At 52.5% G+C, this 17,808-nt stretch carries 20 protein-coding genes, 2 tRNA genes and 1 other RNA gene; 13 read left to right on the forward strand and 10 right to left on the reverse strand.

The annotated features are described in order from the left end of the window. Position 1: 1 nt before the first annotated feature. The 3 genes from efeB (at position 2) to BFV65_RS07670 (ending at position 4,501) form a co-directional block, all read left to right on the forward strand. Positions 2-1,285, forward strand: coding sequence for an iron uptake transporter deferrochelatase/peroxidase subunit (gene efeB / locus BFV65_RS07660; RefSeq protein WP_046618382.1), 1,284 nt, complete (start codon positions 2-4; stop codon positions 1,283-1,285). 499 nt (positions 1,286-1,784) lie between these two features. Continuing rightward, positions 1,785-2,576, forward strand: coding sequence for a phosphate starvation-inducible protein PhoH (gene phoH, locus BFV65_RS07665; RefSeq protein ID WP_017384762.1), 792 nt, complete (start codon positions 1,785-1,787; stop codon positions 2,574-2,576). 419 nt (positions 2,577-2,995) lie between these two features. Further along, positions 2,996-4,501 (forward strand): alanine/glycine:cation symporter family protein, encoded by a 1,506-nt coding sequence (locus BFV65_RS07670; RefSeq protein WP_022647693.1) that lies wholly within the window; start codon positions 2,996-2,998, stop codon positions 4,499-4,501. Between the two features lie 214 nt (positions 4,502-4,715). Here BFV65_RS07670 and BFV65_RS07675 read toward each other — a convergent pair. The 3 genes from BFV65_RS07675 to BFV65_RS07685 form a co-directional block, all read right to left on the reverse strand. Further along, positions 4,716-4,803, reverse strand: a tRNA-Ser gene (locus BFV65_RS07675). A 137-nt stretch (positions 4,804-4,940) separates the two neighbouring features. After that, the gene (locus tag BFV65_RS07680) at positions 4,941-5,618 is read right to left on the reverse strand and encodes an isochorismatase family protein (RefSeq protein ID WP_003858068.1); all 678 of its coding nucleotides are present in this window, start codon (positions 5,616-5,618) and stop codon (positions 4,941-4,943) included. A gap of 20 nt (positions 5,619-5,638) precedes the next feature. Then, the gene (locus BFV65_RS07685) at positions 5,639-6,499 is read right to left on the reverse strand and encodes a pirin family protein (protein ID WP_069596433.1); all 861 of its coding nucleotides are present in this window, start codon (positions 6,497-6,499) and stop codon (positions 5,639-5,641) included. A 109-nt stretch (positions 6,500-6,608) separates the two neighbouring features. Between BFV65_RS07685 and BFV65_RS07690 the strand changes: the two genes are divergently transcribed. Then, on the forward strand, positions 6,609-7,514 hold the full coding sequence (locus tag BFV65_RS07690) for a LysR family transcriptional regulator (protein WP_063216019.1): 906 nt from the start codon (positions 6,609-6,611) through the stop codon (positions 7,512-7,514). A gap of 109 nt (positions 7,515-7,623) precedes the next feature. Here the strand turns inward: BFV65_RS07690 and BFV65_RS07695 are convergent. Together BFV65_RS07695 and BFV65_RS07700 are read right to left on the reverse strand one after the other, a co-directional pair. Beyond that, a non-coding RNA gene (locus BFV65_RS07695) (RtT sRNA) lies at positions 7,624-7,760 on the reverse strand. Between the two features lie 44 nt (positions 7,761-7,804). After that, positions 7,805-7,892 (reverse strand) — tRNA-Ser (locus tag BFV65_RS07700). A gap of 229 nt (positions 7,893-8,121) precedes the next feature. Between BFV65_RS07700 and ghrA the strand changes: the two genes are divergently transcribed. The 4 genes from ghrA (at position 8,122) to BFV65_RS07720 (ending at position 11,035) form a co-directional block, all read left to right on the forward strand. Further along, positions 8,122-9,060 (forward strand): glyoxylate/hydroxypyruvate reductase GhrA, encoded by a 939-nt coding sequence (gene ghrA / locus BFV65_RS07705; protein ID WP_048966099.1) that lies wholly within the window; start codon positions 8,122-8,124, stop codon positions 9,058-9,060. A gap of 84 nt (positions 9,061-9,144) precedes the next feature. Then, a complete protein-coding gene (locus BFV65_RS07710) occupies positions 9,145-9,882 on the forward strand; it encodes a phosphatase (protein ID WP_023305847.1) in 738 nt (245 codons plus the stop codon). 19 nt (positions 9,883-9,901) lie between these two features. Beyond that, positions 9,902-10,456 (forward strand): TorD/DmsD family molecular chaperone, encoded by a 555-nt coding sequence (locus BFV65_RS07715; protein ID WP_022647698.1) that lies wholly within the window; start codon positions 9,902-9,904, stop codon positions 10,454-10,456. 96 nt (positions 10,457-10,552) lie between these two features. Continuing rightward, complete coding sequence (locus tag BFV65_RS07720) at positions 10,553-11,035, forward strand: DUF1097 domain-containing protein (RefSeq protein WP_072202167.1); 483 nt, start codon at positions 10,553-10,555, stop codon at positions 11,033-11,035. A 43-nt stretch (positions 11,036-11,078) separates the two neighbouring features. Here BFV65_RS07720 and csgG read toward each other — a convergent pair whose 3' ends face one another. Genes csgG through csgD form a run of 4 tightly spaced genes read right to left on the reverse strand, consistent with a single transcriptional unit; the run spans position 11,079 to position 13,426 of the window. After that, entirely contained in the window at positions 11,079-11,912 is an 834-nt protein-coding gene (csgG, locus tag BFV65_RS07725; RefSeq protein ID WP_023299773.1) for a curli production assembly/transport protein CsgG, read from the reverse strand. A gap of 26 nt (positions 11,913-11,938) precedes the next feature. After that, positions 11,939-12,355 (reverse strand): curli production assembly/transport protein CsgF, encoded by a 417-nt coding sequence (gene csgF, locus BFV65_RS07730; RefSeq protein WP_003858054.1) that lies wholly within the window; start codon positions 12,353-12,355, stop codon positions 11,939-11,941. 26 nt (positions 12,356-12,381) lie between these two features. After that, the gene (gene csgE / locus BFV65_RS07735) at positions 12,382-12,771 is read right to left on the reverse strand and encodes a curli production assembly/transport protein CsgE (RefSeq protein WP_003858052.1); all 390 of its coding nucleotides are present in this window, start codon (positions 12,769-12,771) and stop codon (positions 12,382-12,384) included. A 4-nt stretch (positions 12,772-12,775) separates the two neighbouring features. Beyond that, positions 12,776-13,426 carry a biofilm master transcriptional regulator CsgD gene (gene csgD, locus BFV65_RS07740; RefSeq protein WP_006809293.1) on the reverse strand — a complete coding sequence of 217 codons (651 nt, stop codon included), beginning with the start codon at positions 13,424-13,426 and terminating at the stop codon, positions 12,776-12,778. Positions 13,427-14,168: 742 nt separating this feature from the next. Between csgD and csgB the strand changes: the two genes are divergently transcribed. The 5 genes from csgB to ymdB all read left to right on the forward strand — a co-directional run bounded on the left by csgB (position 14,169) and on the right by ymdB (position 16,599). Beyond that, complete coding sequence (csgB, locus tag BFV65_RS07745; RefSeq protein WP_023299774.1) at positions 14,169-14,624, forward strand: curli minor subunit CsgB; 456 nt, start codon at positions 14,169-14,171, stop codon at positions 14,622-14,624. 39 nt (positions 14,625-14,663) lie between these two features. Further along, a complete protein-coding gene (gene csgA / locus BFV65_RS07750; RefSeq protein WP_003858043.1) occupies positions 14,664-15,119 on the forward strand; it encodes a curli major subunit CsgA in 456 nt (151 codons plus the stop codon). A gap of 56 nt (positions 15,120-15,175) precedes the next feature. After that, on the forward strand, positions 15,176-15,508 hold the full coding sequence (gene csgC, locus BFV65_RS07755) for a curli assembly chaperone CsgC (RefSeq protein WP_069596434.1): 333 nt from the start codon (positions 15,176-15,178) through the stop codon (positions 15,506-15,508). Positions 15,509-15,661: 153 nt separating this feature from the next. Beyond that, positions 15,662-15,982 (forward strand): YmdA family protein, encoded by a 321-nt coding sequence (locus BFV65_RS07760; protein WP_069596435.1) that lies wholly within the window; start codon positions 15,662-15,664, stop codon positions 15,980-15,982. 80 nt (positions 15,983-16,062) lie between these two features. Next, positions 16,063-16,599, forward strand: coding sequence for an O-acetyl-ADP-ribose deacetylase (ymdB, locus tag BFV65_RS07765; RefSeq protein ID WP_015570849.1), 537 nt, complete (start codon positions 16,063-16,065; stop codon positions 16,597-16,599). A 41-nt stretch (positions 16,600-16,640) separates the two neighbouring features. Here ymdB and mdoC read toward each other — a convergent pair whose 3' ends face one another. Further along, positions 16,641-17,780, reverse strand: a complete 1,140-nt coding sequence (mdoC, locus tag BFV65_RS07770; RefSeq protein ID WP_022647705.1) for a glucans biosynthesis protein MdoC — start codon at positions 17,778-17,780, stop codon at positions 16,641-16,643. Between the last annotated feature and the right edge of the window lie 28 nt (positions 17,781-17,808).

Below are 17,808 nucleotides of genomic sequence, written 5' to 3' on the forward strand. Positions count from 1 at the left end.
GATGAACAAGCATGATGAGTACGACGTGGCGGAACCTTCCCGACGTCGGTTGTTAAAAGGGGTAGGGGCGCTGGGCGGCGCGTTTGCCCTGGCGGGCGGCTGTCCGGTGGCGCATGCGGCAAAACCGCAAAGTGCCCCCGGCACGCTCTCCCCGGATGCGCGTATGGAAACGCAGCCATTTTATGGTGAGCACCAGGCAGGAATCCTGACGCCGCAGCAGGCCTCGATGATGCTGGTGGCTTTCGATTCGCTGGCGAGTGATAAGGCTGACCTTGAGCGTCTGTTCAGGCTGTTGACCACGCGCATTGCCTTCCTTACGGCGGGCGGTCCGGCACCGGAAACACCGAATCCGCGCCTGCCGCCGATGGATTCCGGGATCCTCGGGGCGTTTATCGCTCCCGATAATCTGACCATCACCGTGTCGGTGGGGGAATCGCTGTTTGATGATCGCTACGGTCTGGCGAAGCAGAAGCCGAAAGCGCTGCAAAAAATGACGCGATTCCCGAATGACTCTCTCGACGCGGCGTTGTGCCACGGCGATCTGCTGTTGCAGATCTGCGCCAATACCCAGGATACGGTGATCCACGCCCTGCGCGATATCATCAAGCACACCCCGGATCTGCTCAGCGTGCGCTGGAAGCGGGAAGGTTTTATCTCTGACCACGCCGCGCGCAGTAAAGGGAAAGAGACGCCGGTCAACCTGCTGGGCTTCAAAGACGGTACCGCCAACCCGGACAGCAGCAATACCGTGTTGATGAAAAACGTGGTCTGGGTGACGGCGGATCAGGGCGAACCGGCCTGGGCGGTGGGTGGCAGCTATCAGGCGGTGCGTATCATTCAGTTCCACGTGGAGTTCTGGGACCGCACGCCGCTGAAAGAGCAGCAGACGATCTTCGGCCGCGATAAGCAAACCGGCGCACCGCTCGGCATGAAGGACGAGCACGATGAACCCGACTACGCCCGCGATCCGAACGGAGATGTCATCGCGCTGGACAGCCATATTCGTCTCGCCAATCCTCGCACCAAAGAGACCCAGTCCAGCCTGATGATGCGCAGGGGCTACAGCTACTCGTTGGGGGTGACCAATTCCGGTCAGCTTGATATGGGACTGCTGTTTGTCTGCTATCAGCACGATCTGGAGAAAGGGTTCCTCACCGTGCAGAAGCGGCTCAACGGCGAAGCGCTGGAGGAGTACATCAAGCCCATCGGCGGCGGCTATTTCTTTGCCCTGCCCGGCGCGCGTGACGCGAAGACCTGGCTCGCTCAGGGTCTGATAGAAGCCTGATAATCGTCCCTGCGACAGTTCGCGGGGACATTATTTTTCCATATGACTATCTTGTTGTTATATTTCTGTAATATTCATATATGAGACTGATTCCGCTGCAGGAGCAGTCTTAAAGGTTGCATCTAGGTAAAATAAATGTTGCATTTATGATAATTCCTGATGTACTTAAGATAAGACAGCGGTAGTTCCCGGCAGTGATATTGACTCACTATGGAGATCGCGAATGGTTGCGTCCTGTACTGGACAAGGTAAACACATCAACCGCAGCACCCGGCGCGGAGGCTCAGACTCCGGCAGCGATTTCCTCACCACAAAATTCTCCCCTCCACCTCTAAATACGATTTCTACCGACGTGCATAACGGTGCGCGTAGCCGTTCTGTATCGTCATCCGGTAATGCAAGCAATGGCTTACAAGGAAGCCAACCCTCTGATGTTCGTGCGCATAATCGTGCCGATGCTGGCGCGTGTGATGAATACCAACAACTCAAGGTGCTATCCATGGGAAGACAGAAAGCAGTGATCAAAGCTCGTCGCGAAGCAAAACGTGTGCTGAGACGGGATTCACGTAGCCATAAACAGCGTGAAGAAGAATCGGTCACCTCGCTTGTGCAGATGAGCGGCGTAGAATCCATTGGCATGGCGCGGGACAGCCGCGATGCATCGCCAATAGTGGCGCGGAATGAAGCTCAGGCGCACTACCTGAATGCTATCGAGAGTAAACAGCTCATCTTTGCAACCGGGGAAGCCGGATGCGGGAAAACCTGGATCAGTGCCGCCAAAGCGGCGGAGGCGCTGATTCATAAGGACGTGGAAAGGATCATCGTTACCCGTCCGGTACTGCAAGCGGATGAAGATCTGGGCTTCCTGCCTGGCGATATTTCTGAGAAGTTTGCCCCGTACTTCAGGCCCGTCTATGACGTGCTGGTGAAGCGGTTGGGCGCTTCCTTTATGCAGTACTGCCTGCGACCAGAGATTGGCAAGGTGGAAATCGCGCCGTTCGCCTATATGCGCGGACGTACATTTGAAAATGCGGTCGTTATTCTTGACGAGGCTCAGAACGTGACCGCTGCGCAAATGAAGATGTTTTTAACGCGCCTCGGGGAGAACGTGACGGTTATCGTCAACGGCGATATTACCCAGTGTGACCTGCCGTCGGGCGTGAAGTCTGGCCTGAGCGATGCCATGTCACGTTTTGAGGAAGATGAGATGATAGGGGTGGTCCGCTTCACAAAAGAGGACTGCGTCCGCTCAGCGCTGTGTCAACGAACGCTGGAAGTGTACTCCGACTAAGATCATTTCACATTTTAAGTCATTTCTTCCCGGCGTCATGCCGGGAAGCTTCTTTTATTCCCTCTGCTCGCATGGCTTTTTTTAAATCATATTTATTTCCTATAGCATTCAACGGCATTTACGCACCGTTTTGCGGTAATAATAATATTACTGTTAATTTGCTGCGAACGCTTTTTATACAGTTAGAAAAAATGTGATATGTATTTACAATACCCACAAAATACCTGTGAATATAATGATCGCGCTAATTGTTAGGTGAAAATTAAACGTGAATGTTGTCACAGAACATGACTAAGCAGTAAAAATTAAGTTGGTGTCTTTTGGGTAATTATCTATGTTTCGTACTTGTTCAAATTAAATTCTAAGAAGAAACACACCAGGGGATCGTTTCCTCTGGAACATCACGCTGAGGGTCATACATGAACGAACTGGTTAGTGCAATTAACGGTGTTATCTGGAGCCCTGCGTTAATATTTTTATGTCTGGGGGTCGGTCTCTATTTCTCACTGCGTAGTCGTTTTCTACAATTACGTCATATAAAACATATGATTACCCTGATGTTTCAGGGCGGGGCTACCGATGCCGGCGTATCATCGTTTCAGGCGTTGACGATGACGCTGGCGGGTCGCGTAGGGACAGGGAATATCGCCGGTGTGGCGACCGCCATTACCTTTGGTGGCCCCGGTGCGCTTTTCTGGATGTGGGTAGTGGCATTTTTAGGCGCCAGCTCTGCTTTTGTTGAATCCACGTTAGGTCAGGTTTATAAAGAAAAAATTAACGGCGAATATCGTGGGGGACCTGCCTTTTATATTGAAAAAGGGTTGGGGGTGAAGTGGTACGCATGGTTATTTGCTATTGTGACCATTTTCTCCTGCGGTTTATTACTTCCGGGCGTACAGGCAAACTCAATTGCCGCCAGCCTGGATATTGCCTTCGGTCTTAACCCAAACGTTACGGCGGCAATACTGGCTGTACTGTTAAGCTTCATTATTTTCGGTGGTGTAAAAAGGATCGCCAGCTTTAGCAGTATGGTCGTTCCGTTTATGGCGCTCGGCTATATTATTGTTGCCTGCGTTATTATCGCGATCAATATTGAAAAACTGCCTGCTGTTATCCTGCTGATCTGGAAAAGTGCTTTTGGCCTTGAAGCGGGATTTGGCGCTATTCTGGGCCAGGCTATCATGTGGGGCGTTAAACGCGGTGTCTATTCCAACGAGGCGGCGCAGGGCACCGGGCCACATGCCTCCTCGGCAGCAGCCGTAAGTCATCCGGTGAAACAAGGGCTGGTTCAGGCGTTCTCCGTATATATCGACACGCTGTTTGTCTGCTCCGCGACCGGGTTTATGCTGTTGATCACCGGGCTTTATAATGTTCAGGGCGTCGACGGAGCAGCCCTTTATACCGGTATTGCAGGCGTGGCGGCCGGTCCTGGCTATGTGCAGACAGCGATGGAAAGTATGATGCCGGGCTTTGGTAATTACTTTGTCGCCATCGCGCTATTCTTCTTTGCCTTCACCACCATCATTGCCTATTACTATATCGCTGAAACCAATATCGCCTACATCAACCGTAAAATTCACCGTCCGTGGCTGACATTCCTGCTTAAATTATGTCTGATGGCTTCCACGGTATATGGCACAATCCGCACCGCGGATCTGGCATGGGGATTAGGGGATATCGGGGTAGGGCTGATGGCCTGGCTCAACATTATTGCCATTGTCCTCTTGCATAAAAAAGCCTTTGCCAGCCTGAAGGATTATGAAACCCAGAATGCGCAGGGAATTGATCCACAGTTTGATCCGGTTCGGCTTGGGATTAAAAATGCGGATTACTGGCTGGGGGAGCGCAGAGATGAAGAGGGGGGATTGCCGGGGCAGGTTTCTTCTCCTGAAGGAAAGCAGCCGGCGGGGAAGTTGAATAACTGAGGAATAGTTTAAAACGGGCCCGTGCTTATGCGCGGGCTTTTTTTATGGGTGAGGCGGTATCACCCGCACCGGCGGGGATTGACTCGCTTCGCTCTCAGTCTGTCCAACTGGCTGCGCCAGTTGTCGAACCCCGGTCGTGGGTTCTCATCCCCCCGCAGACGTGCAACATGCGAAAAAAAAAGCCCGCATTTTCATGCGAGCTCTTCTTAAAATATGGCGGTGAGGGGGGGATTCGAACCCCCGATACGTTGCCGTATACACACTTTCCAGGCGTGCTCCTTCAGCCACTCGGACACCTCACCATATTGTTTTGCTGCCTGACCGCTTGGGGGGCAACGGGGCGCTACTATAGGGAGTTGCGCGAAAGCGGTCAAGCAGATTTTCTGCATTCGTGCCTGTTCGGTTAAGCCTTAATCAGCTTATGGCGCACCGCGCAGGATCAACGCTGCGAATCGAGCACTTCGCTGTTTTTCACGACGTCCTGCGCTTTGCTGTAACTTTCGATCAGCAGCTGGTAGGCAGGGAAGATGTGTGTGTACACCTCTGCCCATTCTCCCGCATCTTCACGGTTCCACGTGCGCTGGATCTCTGAGGCCACTGCCGCTGTGTCCATCGGTACCACGCCTGCCTGCACCACGCGCGCCAGGGTGATCTCTTGCGCCATTTTGCTGTAGGTGCCGGAGGCATCAATCACCGCAAACACTTTATATCCGTCCGCCACCGCGCTGATGGACGGGAAGGCCATGCAAACGCTGGTAATCGTCCCCGCGATAATCAGCGTTTTGCGTCCGGTGGCTTTCACCGCCGCCACGAACTCCGGATTATCCCAGGCGTTGATCTCACCCTTGCGTGCCACATACTGTGCGTGCGGCGCATTGGCGTGGATCTCCGGGATAAGCGGGCCGTTCGGTCCCTGTGGAACCGACGCCGTGGTGATCACCGGGATCTTCGCCAGCGAGGCGATCTTTGCCAGCGCTGCTGCACGAGCGCGCAGCTCAGGCATTGGCATGTCTCCAACAGTCTGGAACAATCCGCTCTGGTGATCGATAAGCAGCATAACGGCATCATTGACGTCAATAACGGGACGTGCACCGTTGAAGTTTGCAGGGGTAGACATAATGCGCTCCTTTATTACGTTTAGATTTGGCCAAAGCGGCCGGAGTTGAAATCGCGAATAGCTTCGGCGATTTCGGTTTTACTGTTCATCACAAACGGGCCATAGCCCACGATGGGTTCATTCAGTGGCTCCCCGGCCATCAGCAACACTTTGGCATCGCTGCTGGCTTCGAGATGCAGCTTGTCGCCGCTCTGACTCAGCACGACCAGCTGCGCCTCACCCGCAGGCGTGGTGCCGTTCACTGTCACGCTGCCCTCAACAACAACCAGCGCCGTGCTCCAGCCTTCGGGCTGATTGAGCGTCAGGTGGCTGCCCTGGTGCAGCGCGAGATCCCATACGTTAAGCGGTGAGAAGGTATGCGCCGGGCCGGTTACCTCTCCAAAGCGGCCAGCAATCACGCGCATTGTTCCGCTGTTATCCGGCAGGGTGACCACCGGGATATCCTCCTGAGTGATGCTCTGGTAGCCAGGCGTCGCCATTTTGTCTTTAGCGGGCAGGTTGACCCACAGCTGCATCATTTTCAGTTCACCGCCTTTCTGCGAGAACGCGCTGGAGTGGAACTCCTCGTGCAAAATGCCTGCGCCTGCCGTCATCCACTGCACATCGCCTGGACCAATAACGCCGCCTCTGCCGGTGGAATCACGGTGCTCAACTTCGCCTGAGTAGACGATGGTCACCGTTTCAAAACCGCGATGAGGATGCTCGCCCACGCCGCGTTTTGCGCCATCCGCCGGGAAGGTATGTGGTCCGGCGTAGTCAAGCAGCAGGAACGGGCTCAGCGGTTCGCCGTGCGTCTGGTAAGAAAACATCGAACGAACCGGAAAACCATCACCGACCCAGTGCGGACGAGGTGCGGTATACATGCCTGTTACGTTTTTCATGATTAACTCCTGATGTCCTGTTGATGTAATTAGCTTATATTCATGGTTAATATCCCGGTAGATAGCAAAAATGACATTCACTGTTCCTTAAATAGAACAATGGGGGCGTATGCAGGATCTCAATGATTTCGTATGGTTTGTGAAGGTGGTGGAGCATGGCGGCTTTGCGGCGGCGGGGCGGGCGCTCGATCAGCCAAAGTCGAAACTGAGCCGTCGGATTGCGCAGCTGGAAGAACGCCTGGGTGTTCGGTTGATACAACGTACCACGCGGCAGTTTGCGGTGACTGAAGTGGGGCAGACGTTCTTTCAGCACTGTAAAGCCATGCTGGTGGAGGCTGAAGCTGCGGAGGAGGCGGTGGCTGCTTTACAGGCTGAGCCGCGCGGTATGGTCAGGATCACTTGCCCCGTAACCCTACTGCACGTTCACGTGGGGCCCATGCTGGCGAGGTTTATGGCGCGCTATCCGGGAATTAACCTCCAGCTTGAAGCCACCAACCGCCGGGTCGATCTGGTGGGGGAGGGGGTGGATGTGGCGATCCGCGTTCGTCCGCGCCCGTTTGATGACAGCGATTTGGTATTAAGGGTGCTGGCGGACAGGGGTCACTGTCTGGTTGCCGGGCCGACACTGATTGAACGGATGGGCAACCCGGCGATGCCTTCTGAGCTCAGCGAATGGCCGGGTTTAAGTATGGGCGCTGGTAAACACCTGCATAAGTGGGAGCTGAGCGGGCCGGAGGGGGCGAAAGCAGACATTCACTTCACGCCGCGCCTGGTGACTACCGATATGCTGGCGCTGCGGGAGGCAGCGATGGCGGGCGTGGGCGTGGTACAGTTGCCCATTTTGATGGTGAAGGATCAGCTGGCTTCAGGTGAGCTTGTTCGGGTGCTGAACGCGTGGGAGCCAAGACGGGAAGTGATTCACGCAGTATATCCTTCCCGGCGCGGCCTGCTGCCATCGGTCAGGACGCTGGTGGATTTTCTCACCGAAGAGTATGCAAAGATGGTTGAGGACTAGCTTTTCGTAGGTCGGGTAAGCGTAGCGCCACCCGACATAAAGAGCGCAGGGAGCGAATAGAATATAAAAGAAAAAAGCCCGCATTTTCATGCGAGCTCTTCTTCAAATATGGCGGTGAGGGGGGGATTGACTCGCTTCGCTCGCCCTTCGGGCAGCCTGTTCGCTACGCTCTCAGTCTGTCCAACTGGCTGCGCCAGTTGTCGAACCCCGGTCGGGGGTTCTCATCCCCCCCTTGCAGAGAATATAAAAGAAAAAAGCCCGTACTTTCGTACGAGCTCTCGTCTTGAATATGGCGGTGAGGGGGGGATTCGAACCCCCGATACGTTGCCGTATACACACTTTCCAGGCGTGCTCCTTCAGCCACTCGGACACCTCACCATATTGTCATCCCGTTGTTGTCGGGACGGGCGCTAATGTAAGGAAAAGCCGTACTGCCGTCAACCCACTTTTTCAGTAATTTAGCGTGTTTAGACAAACTTCAGGCAACCTGATTTCGAAATGTGCGAAAAGCGCCTCTTTTATCAGCAACGCGGTTTAGCGATAAATTTGTTATGCTGACAAGCCAGTTGAAAATGAAAATAAAACAGCGCACTAAAAGGCAATGACTATGGATATTATCTTCTATCACCCCACTTTTGATACGGCTTACTGGATTAAGGCGCTCACGGCGGCACTGCCTGGCGCACGCGTTCGCGAATGGAAACAGGGCGATAATGAACATGCCGACTACGCGCTGGTCTGGCATCCCCCGGTCGAAATGCTACAGGGACGCCGTTTGAAGGCGGTGTTTGCTCTTGGTGCGGGGGTGGATTCCATTCTCAGTAAGCTGAAGGCTCACCCTGAAATGCTGCCGGAAGATATTCCCCTGTTTCGTCTGGAAGATACCGGTATGGGGGAGCAGATGCAGGAATACGCCGTAAGCCAGGTGCTGCACTGGTTCCGCCGCTTCGACGATTATCAGGCGTTTAAACAGCAATCCCACTGGGAACCGCTCCCGGATTATCAGCGTGAAGATTTCACCATCGGCATCCTCGGAGCGGGTGTGCTGGGTTCGAAAGTCGCCGAAGCGCTCGCCCCGTGGGGCTTCCCACTGCGCTGCTGGAGCCGGAGCCGTAAGGATTATCCGGGCGTCGAGAGCTTTGCCGGAACGGACGAACTCCCGGCGTTCCTGAAAGGGACACGCGTTCTCATTAACCTGCTGCCGAATACGGCGGAAACGGTCGGCATTATCAATGGCACGCTCCTCAACCAGTTGGCAGAAGATAGCTACTTAATGAACCTGGCGCGCGGGGTACACGTTGTGGAAGACGATCTGCTGAAAGCGCTGGATAGCGGTAAACTGAAAGGCGCAATGCTGGATGTGTATAGCCGCGAACCGCTGCCGACAGACAGCCCGCTTTGGGCACATCCACGCGTGGCGATGACGCCCCATATTGCGGCCGTGACGCGACCGGCGGAGGCCGTGGCGTATATCTCGCATACCATCAGCGAAATAGAGAAGGGCAATGCGGTGACCGGACAGGTCGACAGACAGCGAGGCTACTGAGAGAAACCCGGCGTTCGCCGGGTTTTTGCTAATATTCGCCGCTGATAACTGCTATCCTTTGGAAAAACCGCAGAGGAGAGAAAGATGTATCCCGTTGACCTGCATATGCACACCGTCGCCAGTACTCACGCTTACAGTAACCTCCATGATTATATCGCTCAGGCGAAGCTGAAAGGCATCAAGCTGTTTGCGATAACCGATCACGGTCCGGATATGGCGGATGCGCCGCACTACTGGCATTTTGTGAATATGCGTATCTGGCCACGTCTGGTTGACGGTATCGGGATACTGCGCGGCATCGAAGCGAACATCAAAAATACCGACGGTGAAATTGACTGCACCGGCCCGATGCTGACCTCGTTAGATCTGATCCTCGCCGGCTTCCACGAGCCGGTCTTTGCGCCCCAGGATAAAGAGACCAACACAGCGGCGATGATTGCCACCATTGCCAGCGGCAATGTGCACATTATCAGCCACCCGGGAAATCCGAAATACCCGATCGATATTCAGGCCGTGGCACAGGCCGCAGCGAAGCACCGCGTGGCGCTGGAGATCAACAACTCCTCGTTCGTGCATTCGCGTAAGGGCAGTGAGGCCAACTGCCGCGACGTTGCGGCGGCCGTGCGTGACGCGGGCGGAATGGTGGCGCTGGGCTCTGATTCACACACGGCCTTCACGCTGGGTGATTTCAGCGAGTGCATGAAAATATTGCGGGACGTGAATTTCCCGGAAGAACAGATCCTGAACGTCACGCCGCGTCGTATGCTCGACTTCCTTGAGTCGCGCGGCATGGCGCCGATTGATGAATTTGCCGATCTTTAATTAATAACGGAATAAAAACATGAATGAGTTTTCCATCCTTTGCCGCGTGCTGGGCACCTTATATTACCGCCAGCCGCAGGATCCGCTGCTGGTTCCGCTGTTTACCCTGATTCGTGAAGGTAAACTGGCGCAGAGCTGGCCGCTGGAACAGGATGAGTTGCTGGAACGCTTGCAAAAAAGTTGCGATATGCAGCAGATTTCAACGGATTACAACGCGCTGTTCGTGGGGGAAGAGTGTCGCGTGTCGCCGTATCGTTCTGCCTGGCAGGAAGGTGCGACCGAAGCGGAAGTTCGGGCGTTTCTTTCAGAACGCGGCATGCCGCTGACGGATATGCCTGCCGATCATATCGGTACCCTGTTGCTGGCGGCCTCATGGATTGAAGATAAAGCAGGTGATGATGAGAATGAGGCGATTGAAACCCTGTTCGAAACGTATCTGCTGCCGTGGGTCGGAACCTTCCTGGGTAAAGTTGAAGCCCACGCCACCTCTCCGTTCTGGAGAACGCTGGCTCCGCTGACGCGTGACGCTATCGCTGCCATGTGGGATGAGCTGGAAGAAGAGAGTGAAGAGTGATTTAAATCACAAAAATTCTGCAACGATACATTTCAACTTGCACGTAACGTGCTTCTGATCTCATTTCTAGGGTGCGCATCTGCTAAGATGCGCACCATGAACATATTACTTTGTATTGCAATCACGACTGGCATCCTCTCCGGCCTCTGGGGTTGGGTGGCGGTATCTCTCGGTTTGTTGAGCTGGGCCGGTTTTCTTGGCTGCACGGCCTATTTCGCCTGTCCGCAGGGTGGTTTTAAAGGGCTCTTTATTTCAGGCAGCACGTTACTGAGTGGCGTGGTCTGGGCGCTGATCATTATGAAGGGCAGCGCGCTGGCGCCGCATGTGGAAATCCTGGGGTACGTCATGACCGGTATTGTGGCTTTCCTGATGTGCGTTCAGGCAAAACATCTGCTGTTGTCCTTTGTGCCCGGCACGTTCATGGGTGCCTGCGCGACCTTTGCAGGCCAGGGGGACTGGAAGCTGGTGGTCCCTTCGCTCATGCTGGGATTACTGTTTGGCTACGCTATGAAGAACAGCGGTCTCTGGCTTGCAGCCCGACGCGAGAAGAGCCAGAACGTTCCTGTGGTAAGTAAATAAAAAAAAGGCGAGACGAAAATCTCGCCTTTTTATACGCCGCCAATCATGACTCCGGCGGAACCGACATCTCACGGTATTTCACCAGCACCGCATTACTCACGTCACTTTTATTCTGAAGATCCCACAAGCCGCGATCGATGCCGTCATTAATCAGGAAAATCACCCCGGTTTCGATGGCCGACATCAGACACAGCATGACCGGCTCGTTAGAGGTATAGCCAATTTCAGCCTCCAGCAAACGCTGGTAGTCGATAAAGCGGAATACCCCCGCCTGCACTTCATATGAGAGAATCGTTTTGCTGGTGGTCACGGAGGATAAAATTTCACCCGTGCTCACGTTAACCACGCGCAGGTTGACGGCAATCTGATCCAGCTGATACTGCGTGTCGGCCCCGATACCAAAGTAACGGGCACCCGCGCCGCCCGATTTCACGTTACTTTCGTAGCCGATAATCGAGCCTTCCACCATGATATTGGCTGCGGTGAGAGACTGTAGCGGCATGCGGTTATTGACGCCAACGGTACCATTCTCCTGTGCAGCACGAATGATTTTTCGTTCGTTAAGCAGGTTTTGCAGCCCCTGGCGTTCCAGCGGGATAAACCAGCGCGAATCTTTCAGGGCGGTAACCAGCATCGCGGTGGCGCTCTGCGGTACGGCCGTGGAGAAGTTACTGGCCGGATACGGTTTGAACTGGCCCGTCTCATCCTGAATGTTATAGACCGAGACGAATATCTTCCCGGTAGGGCCCGGCAGATGCGTCAGATCCCGATAGCTCTGGGCACGGGGCATTAGGGTGGGTTTAGCGGCTTCTTTTGGCGGGGCAGTTAAACAACCGCTTAATAAGCACACTGCAACTAAAATAAAAAAGCGCTGCATGATAATTGTCCTTATTTCGGGGTTGTTTAGAAATCAGTTGAACTGGTCTGCAAACCGGAAACCTGGATTGTCGACGTCTTACCGGTTTTTCGGTCTGTCACATTTAACTGAAGCTGCCCGTCTTTATTGGCAATATCGACGATAAAGTCATTAGTGACCATCCGGCCGGGTTTTCCGGTATTAATGTTGGTTAATAAGCCACCTAATATTTGCGACTGGATGGCCTGAGTAAAATTATCCAGAGCTGACGGGGTCTCGATACCGAAATCATCGTCATAGCTGGGGTCTTTATAGGAATTTTGAGCCTGCGCCTGGTTAAGCATAAAGGCTCCGTTATTCGGGTTGCCGCCAAAATTAGGGTTGCGGAACTGGAATGTCATATTTCCGGCCCAACTCAACGGCGCAATGAGCATTAACGAAATCACTGTGTGTGCGAGACGCATTACAGCCTCCGAAATAGGTGTCGTTGCTAGAACTCATCTTTTGCTAAATCGCCTGTGCTCAAAAGGGCTTTATCTAACTGTAGGCGGTTAATAGCTTCTTCTGTTTGTGCCAGTGCGAAAGCGACGTTCTGATCGAAGTCTCTTTTCGTTGGGAATAAAAAAGTCTGGTAAATAACGTCCTGATTAGCGGTTATTGTGATCCAGCTTCCCCACCGCGCACTGGGCCGTTCGTTGATGGTTAAATTACCCGGATAATCGCTTTCCCACTTATCGCTGAAGGCACGATAAAAATCGTGTCCGACAGAGGTGACAGTGTGGTCGGTCAACAGTCCAGGAACTTCCACCTCAACAGCCTGAAGGTTTCCGGCAGCAAGCATAATGCCTGCGGCGGCAATCCAACTTAGGGTGCGTTTCATGCTATTAACGCCTGAGGTTATCGTTTGCCCACGACACCGCCTGCGTGCGATTTTTAACAGCTATCTTTTTGAAAAGATTATAAAGATGCGTCTTAACCGTATTTTCGCTGATAAATAACGAACGGGCGATTTCAATATTTGAAGCACCAATACGCAGTTTGTTCAGGATCTCTTTCTCACGGTGCGTCAGAAGGGCCGATTCCGAACTGTTATAGCGATAATTTCCGGAGTGGGTAATGAGGTAGCTGGCCAGTTTTTGCGAGAAATAACACTCCCCCCGCAATATGCCCTGCAAACCCTCCACGACACGGTTTTCTTCTTCTGTAACGTAAAACACGCCGTTAATATGCGGCCAGCTCTCAATTTCGCGGAAAGGATACTCATCAGGCGTATTCAATAACAACACGCGGATATTATTGTTTTTCCTGCTTAAATTATCTTGCCAGTAATGGATCAGTTTTTTATCCGCTTCCATCATATCGAGAAGAATGATGCTGCCAGGAGCGATATCATCAAAAGAACGTTGAATGTTATGAAGTTTCCCGTTAAGTGACAGGCATTGTTTTAAATGCTGCAATAACGCTGTCGCTTGTAAGGAAGGTTTTGTGATCAACAATAATGTATGACCGGGTAAGCTATGGACTTCATTAAACATGATGAAACCCCACGTTATTTATGACACCCGGCAGCTGCCCTCGTATTATTGAAAAGGGCACCAGAAGTACTGCAGGTGTGGCACTGCTGTGTGTAGTTAAAAAACCTTCCTCCAAAGGAGGCGGTAAAATTAAAAACAAATAACGTACTGCTGTTTTCAATCTAGCTATTGCAAACTTTAAAGCAAGTGTTAATCGTGTAACAGAATGTAAAATTCGATATTTATTTGTGTATTTTGCAGGGTTAATAGATTTTAAGATAAGGGGAAAGTTGTACAGGTGTATAAACGTGCACAGATTTTAAAAACCATACGGTATATTATAATGAGTTGTATTATCTGGTTTTTTATTATTGTAAGCCAGCCGGTAAAAAGTATGAGCTCTGCTAAAAACATAAGACTTCCCTAAGCCGGAATTTTTTCTTAAGAAAACTTGCTTCGTGTCACGCGCGTGACAAAGGGCATTGTCGTTTTTGTCTGAAGAAGCCGGTACAGGTTGGACAGCCTGTCTCGCTGTTGTACAAGCGCAGGAAGACATTTTTGGTTTCTGCTTTAGGCGAGTATCCCGTCGTTTCAGGCGAGATTTACGACTTTGAGGTGAAGGGGAATATAAAAATAAGGCGCACGGGTGAGATATTAAACATGTTTCGGCAGACATACTCTTTTCCGTAACGCGGCGTTAACAAAACGAATCGCGTTAACGGAGTAAGGAATACCTTTTTTATAGCCAGGTCCAGGTGACAGCATGAAAAACAAAACGTTGTTTATGATGTTTACATTACTGGGTGCGCCTGGGTTTGTAATCGCAGGTGATTCAGATTTAGCCAGTTCTGAATATAATTTTGCGATAAATGAATTAAGTAAAGCTTCATACAATCAGGCAGCCATTATTGGTCAACAGGGTTCAGGAAATAATGCTGATGTACGCCAGGGCGGTTCTAAATTGCTGTCCGTTATTTCCCAGGAGGGCGGGAATAACCGCGCGAATGTTGATCAGTCAGGGACGTATAACCTTGCTTATATCGATCAGACCGGCAACGGCAACGATGCGAGTATTAAGCAGGGCGCTTTTGGCAACACCGCCATGATTATCCAGAAAGGCTCGGGTAACAGGGCGAATATAACGCAGTATGGTACGCAGAAAACAGCAGTTGTAGTACAGAGACAGTCGCAGATGGCTATTCGCGTTATTCAACGCTAGCGATGTGTGACGCCTTAATCAATCCGATGGGGGTTTACCATGAAACTTTTCAAAGTGGCAGTTATTGCAGCAATCGTAGTTTCTGGCAGTGCTTTCGCAGGTGCGGTACCACAATTTGGCGGCGGTCACGGTGGTGGCTGGGGTGGCGGCAATAACGGCCCTGACTCAACCCTGAGCATTTACCAGTACGGCGGCGGTAACTCCGCGCTTGCTTTGCAGACGGACGCCCGAGATTCTGAATTGACCATTACCCAGCATGGTGGCGGTAACGGCGCAGATGTTGGCCAGGGCTCTGATGACAGTTCTATCGATCTGCTGCAAAAAGGCTTTGGTAACAGCGCCACCATCGACCAGTGGAATAGCAAAGATTCTGTTATCAACGTGAAACAGTTCGGCGGCGGCAACGGCGCGGCGGTAGACCAGACAGCGTCCGGCTCAACGGTGACTGTGCACCAGGTTGGCTTCGGCAACAACGCGACCGCACACCAGTACTGATTCATTTCTGTACCAAAAAACAGGGCATGCGCCCTGTTTTTTTTCGGGAGGATCTCATGAGCACCTTCATTCTCCTTGCCGCGCTTGCCAGCCAGATAACGTTCAGCACCTCACAGCAGGCAAATGTGACAACCATTATTCCTCAGGTCACGCTGGCAGACGCCTGCGAATGTCAGGTTGAGGTGTTATCTGTCCGACAGGGGCAGGGGGGACAAATTACATCGCGGCAGAAAAATACTCTTTTTATACCCGCTAATCAGCCGATTGATTTAACGCGAATCAGTTTAAATATTCGCTCAGGGGATGCGGTAAAAATAATCGTCACCGTTTCCGATGGAAAATCGCTTCATTTATCACAGCAGTGGAACGCACCGGCAAGTACGCTTTAATCATTCATAAAATCAATGATTTAATAAAGTGGCGGCGCTGCACAGGTAAGCTATGCTGATATCAAGAACCCAGCAAACGGGTTGCTTAAATTGATACGTCATAACGGAGCGTTTTTACCCCTCAAGGACGAATTTCATTGAGGAGTACAAATAATGTTCAAATCCGCAGCGTGTATTATTCCTGGTCTGGGACTGATCCTGTCCTCTTTTTTTTCTCCGGCTTATTCAGCAACTATAGAGAATGGTGGGGTGATTCATTTTCGTGGCGCGGTGGTCGCTGACCCGTGCGAAGTCACGCCCCAGCATCGGCAGTTTGCGATTTCCTGCCCGGAAAATAACCGTATGAAAACGCATACCATCAGTTATGACGAGGCGCTCCGGGGCCATCATCCTCACTCAGCGCTGGCCGCTGTCACCATGAAATACCTGAATGAAAAGAAAACGCTTGCGGTCGTTCAGGTGGATTACCGTTAACCGCCGTTTTTTTCGCGACAGTTTTTCTCCTTCTCCCTCTGCGATACACTGATGAAAAAGGCGGGTTGCAGAGGGTGTTTATGAGACCGCAAATCGACGTTATTCATGGCGATATCACGACGGTGCACGTTGACGTGATCGTCAACGCAGCCAATTCCTCCCTGATGGGTGGGGGCGGGGTAGACGGTGCCATTCACCGGGCCGCGGGCCCTCAGCTCCTTGAAGCATGCAAAACCGTGCGCCAGCAGCAGGGAGAGTGCCCGCCGGGGCATGCTGTTATTACGCTTGCGGGCGATCTCCCGGCCAAAGCGGTGATCCATACCGTTGGACCCGTCTGGCACGGTGGCGACCGCCATGAGGCTGAGATTCTGGAGCAGGCTTATCGTAACTGCCTGCGGCTTGCGGCAGATAACGGCTATAAGACCATGGCATTCCCCGCCATTAGCACCGGGGTGTACGGTTATCCAAAGGAAGCGGCAGCTACGATCGCCGTGAATACCGTTTATCACTACCTTTCCCTCAAACCCATGCCGGAAAAAGTCATTTTTGTCTGTTTCGATGAGCACACCGCCGACTTGTATCAACGGATTTTGACCGCGCGCAGCCAGGCATTTTGATGTCTGAAAAGCAAAAACGGCGCTCTGGAGGCGCCGTTTTTTTATCCCGCTTTAACCTGAGGTTTGCCTGAGAACAGGAAACGCAAAAGCGGGATCCGCAGGTGGATTTCATACAACACGATGGCAATGCCAACCACAAAGACCAGACCGGTGAAGAAGCCCAGCGCATTCGATTTGATATGCGGCGTAATGTACGCCCCGAAAAACAGCGTCAGCGGATGGTGGACCAGGTAGATAAACAGTGAAGCATTAACGAAATAGGTGACGCGACTTGATTTAAAATTCAGCAGACGATGGCCAAGGGCAAACACCACATTAACCATCCACAGGCCCATCAGCATCGTTATCACGCTCTCTGTCTCATACATCCACGCGTCCCCGCTGCCAAAGCGCTGATTGAGAAGATAGGCGGCAAAGGCCAGCGCAGCACCCACCGCACACCAGGGGGAGGGGGTGGTAAACAGCGCTTTAAGCCGGGGATGAATAAATGCCAGCGCCCCAATCAGGAAGAAGGGAATGTAGAACAGGGTCTGCATCACCACGAAATTAAACAGCCCATCGCTCAGAATGGGAGGGTAGACAATGAGCAGGGTACGCCTGACGGCGGCATACGCGACCCCCAGCGCAAGAAACAGCAGCGACAGCTTGCCCAGGGTGATGTTGGCGAAGAAGGTCGAGGTTGCGGCGCTCGCGCGCTGGCGCAGTTGACTGAAGATCAGCAAACTCACCGTGGTTAGCACCACCAGTACCAGCAGGAACCAGAGGTGGGAAATCAGCTCCCAGACCAGGGTGTTGTATTTCTCATAGAACGAGAGATTAGGCCAGTTTTCCGCCTTGCCTTTAACATGCTGCAACATGATGAACTGCGGCAGCGTCAGCAGCGGAATGGCCGTCAACATTGGTATGCCCACGCGCTCCACGCGCACTTTCCACCACCGCTTGAGGGGATAGCGCAAGAAGAGCATGTAAGAGAAATAGCCTGAAATGACGAAAAACACCTGCATGCGGAAGGCATGGATAAAATCATTGAACAGCGTCAGCCACCAGGAGGGCATCTGGCTGTTCACATGCCAGGTGTGGCTGGAATAGATCAGTGAAATATGAAAAGGGATCCCCAATAGCATGAGCCATGCGCGGATCGAGTCGAGGAAATATTCACGTTGTACAGGGGTTGTGCTCATATAACTTTGCGCATTCTCAGACTTTTCG

Origin of the sequence: Enterobacter hormaechei subsp. hoffmannii, assembly GCF_001729745.1 — a bacterium.
GTDB lineage: Bacteria > Pseudomonadota > Gammaproteobacteria > Enterobacterales > Enterobacteriaceae > Enterobacter > Enterobacter intestinihominis.

Excerpts from the sequence above, each read along its gene's own strand:
- efeB (WP_046618382.1), top strand. The coding sequence starts at position 2 with ATGAACAAGCATGATGAGTACGACGTGGCGGAACCTTCCCGACGTCGG.
- phoH (WP_017384762.1), top strand. The coding sequence starts at position 1,785 with ATGGGAAGACAGAAAGCAGTGATCAAAGCTCGTCGCGAAGCAAAACGT.
- BFV65_RS07670 (WP_022647693.1), top strand. The coding sequence starts at position 2,996 with ATGAACGAACTGGTTAGTGCAATTAACGGTGTTATCTGGAGCCCTGCG.
- BFV65_RS07680 (WP_003858068.1), bottom strand. The coding sequence starts at position 5,618 with ATGTCTACCCCTGCAAACTTCAACGGTGCACGTCCCGTTATTGACGTC.
- BFV65_RS07685 (WP_069596433.1), bottom strand. The coding sequence starts at position 6,499 with ATGAAAAACGTAACAGGCATGTATACCGCACCTCGTCCGCACTGGGTC.
- BFV65_RS07690 (WP_063216019.1), top strand. The coding sequence starts at position 6,609 with ATGCAGGATCTCAATGATTTCGTATGGTTTGTGAAGGTGGTGGAGCAT.
- ghrA (WP_048966099.1), top strand. The coding sequence starts at position 8,122 with ATGGATATTATCTTCTATCACCCCACTTTTGATACGGCTTACTGGATT.
- BFV65_RS07710 (WP_023305847.1), top strand. The coding sequence starts at position 9,145 with ATGTATCCCGTTGACCTGCATATGCACACCGTCGCCAGTACTCACGCT.
- BFV65_RS07715 (WP_022647698.1), top strand. The coding sequence starts at position 9,902 with ATGAATGAGTTTTCCATCCTTTGCCGCGTGCTGGGCACCTTATATTAC.
- BFV65_RS07720 (WP_072202167.1), top strand. The coding sequence starts at position 10,553 with ATGAACATATTACTTTGTATTGCAATCACGACTGGCATCCTCTCCGGC.
- csgG (WP_023299773.1), bottom strand. The coding sequence starts at position 11,912 with ATGCAGCGCTTTTTTATTTTAGTTGCAGTGTGCTTATTAAGCGGTTGT.
- csgF (WP_003858054.1), bottom strand. The coding sequence starts at position 12,355 with ATGCGTCTCGCACACACAGTGATTTCGTTAATGCTCATTGCGCCGTTG.
- csgE (WP_003858052.1), bottom strand. The coding sequence starts at position 12,771 with ATGAAACGCACCCTAAGTTGGATTGCCGCCGCAGGCATTATGCTTGCT.
- csgD (WP_006809293.1), bottom strand. The coding sequence starts at position 13,426 with ATGTTTAATGAAGTCCATAGCTTACCCGGTCATACATTATTGTTGATC.
- csgB (WP_023299774.1), top strand. The coding sequence starts at position 14,169 with ATGAAAAACAAAACGTTGTTTATGATGTTTACATTACTGGGTGCGCCT.
- csgA (WP_003858043.1), top strand. The coding sequence starts at position 14,664 with ATGAAACTTTTCAAAGTGGCAGTTATTGCAGCAATCGTAGTTTCTGGC.
- csgC (WP_069596434.1), top strand. The coding sequence starts at position 15,176 with ATGAGCACCTTCATTCTCCTTGCCGCGCTTGCCAGCCAGATAACGTTC.
- BFV65_RS07760 (WP_069596435.1), top strand. The coding sequence starts at position 15,662 with ATGTTCAAATCCGCAGCGTGTATTATTCCTGGTCTGGGACTGATCCTG.
- ymdB (WP_015570849.1), top strand. The coding sequence starts at position 16,063 with ATGAGACCGCAAATCGACGTTATTCATGGCGATATCACGACGGTGCAC.
- mdoC (WP_022647705.1), bottom strand. The coding sequence starts at position 17,780 with ATGAGCACAACCCCTGTACAACGTGAATATTTCCTCGACTCGATCCGC.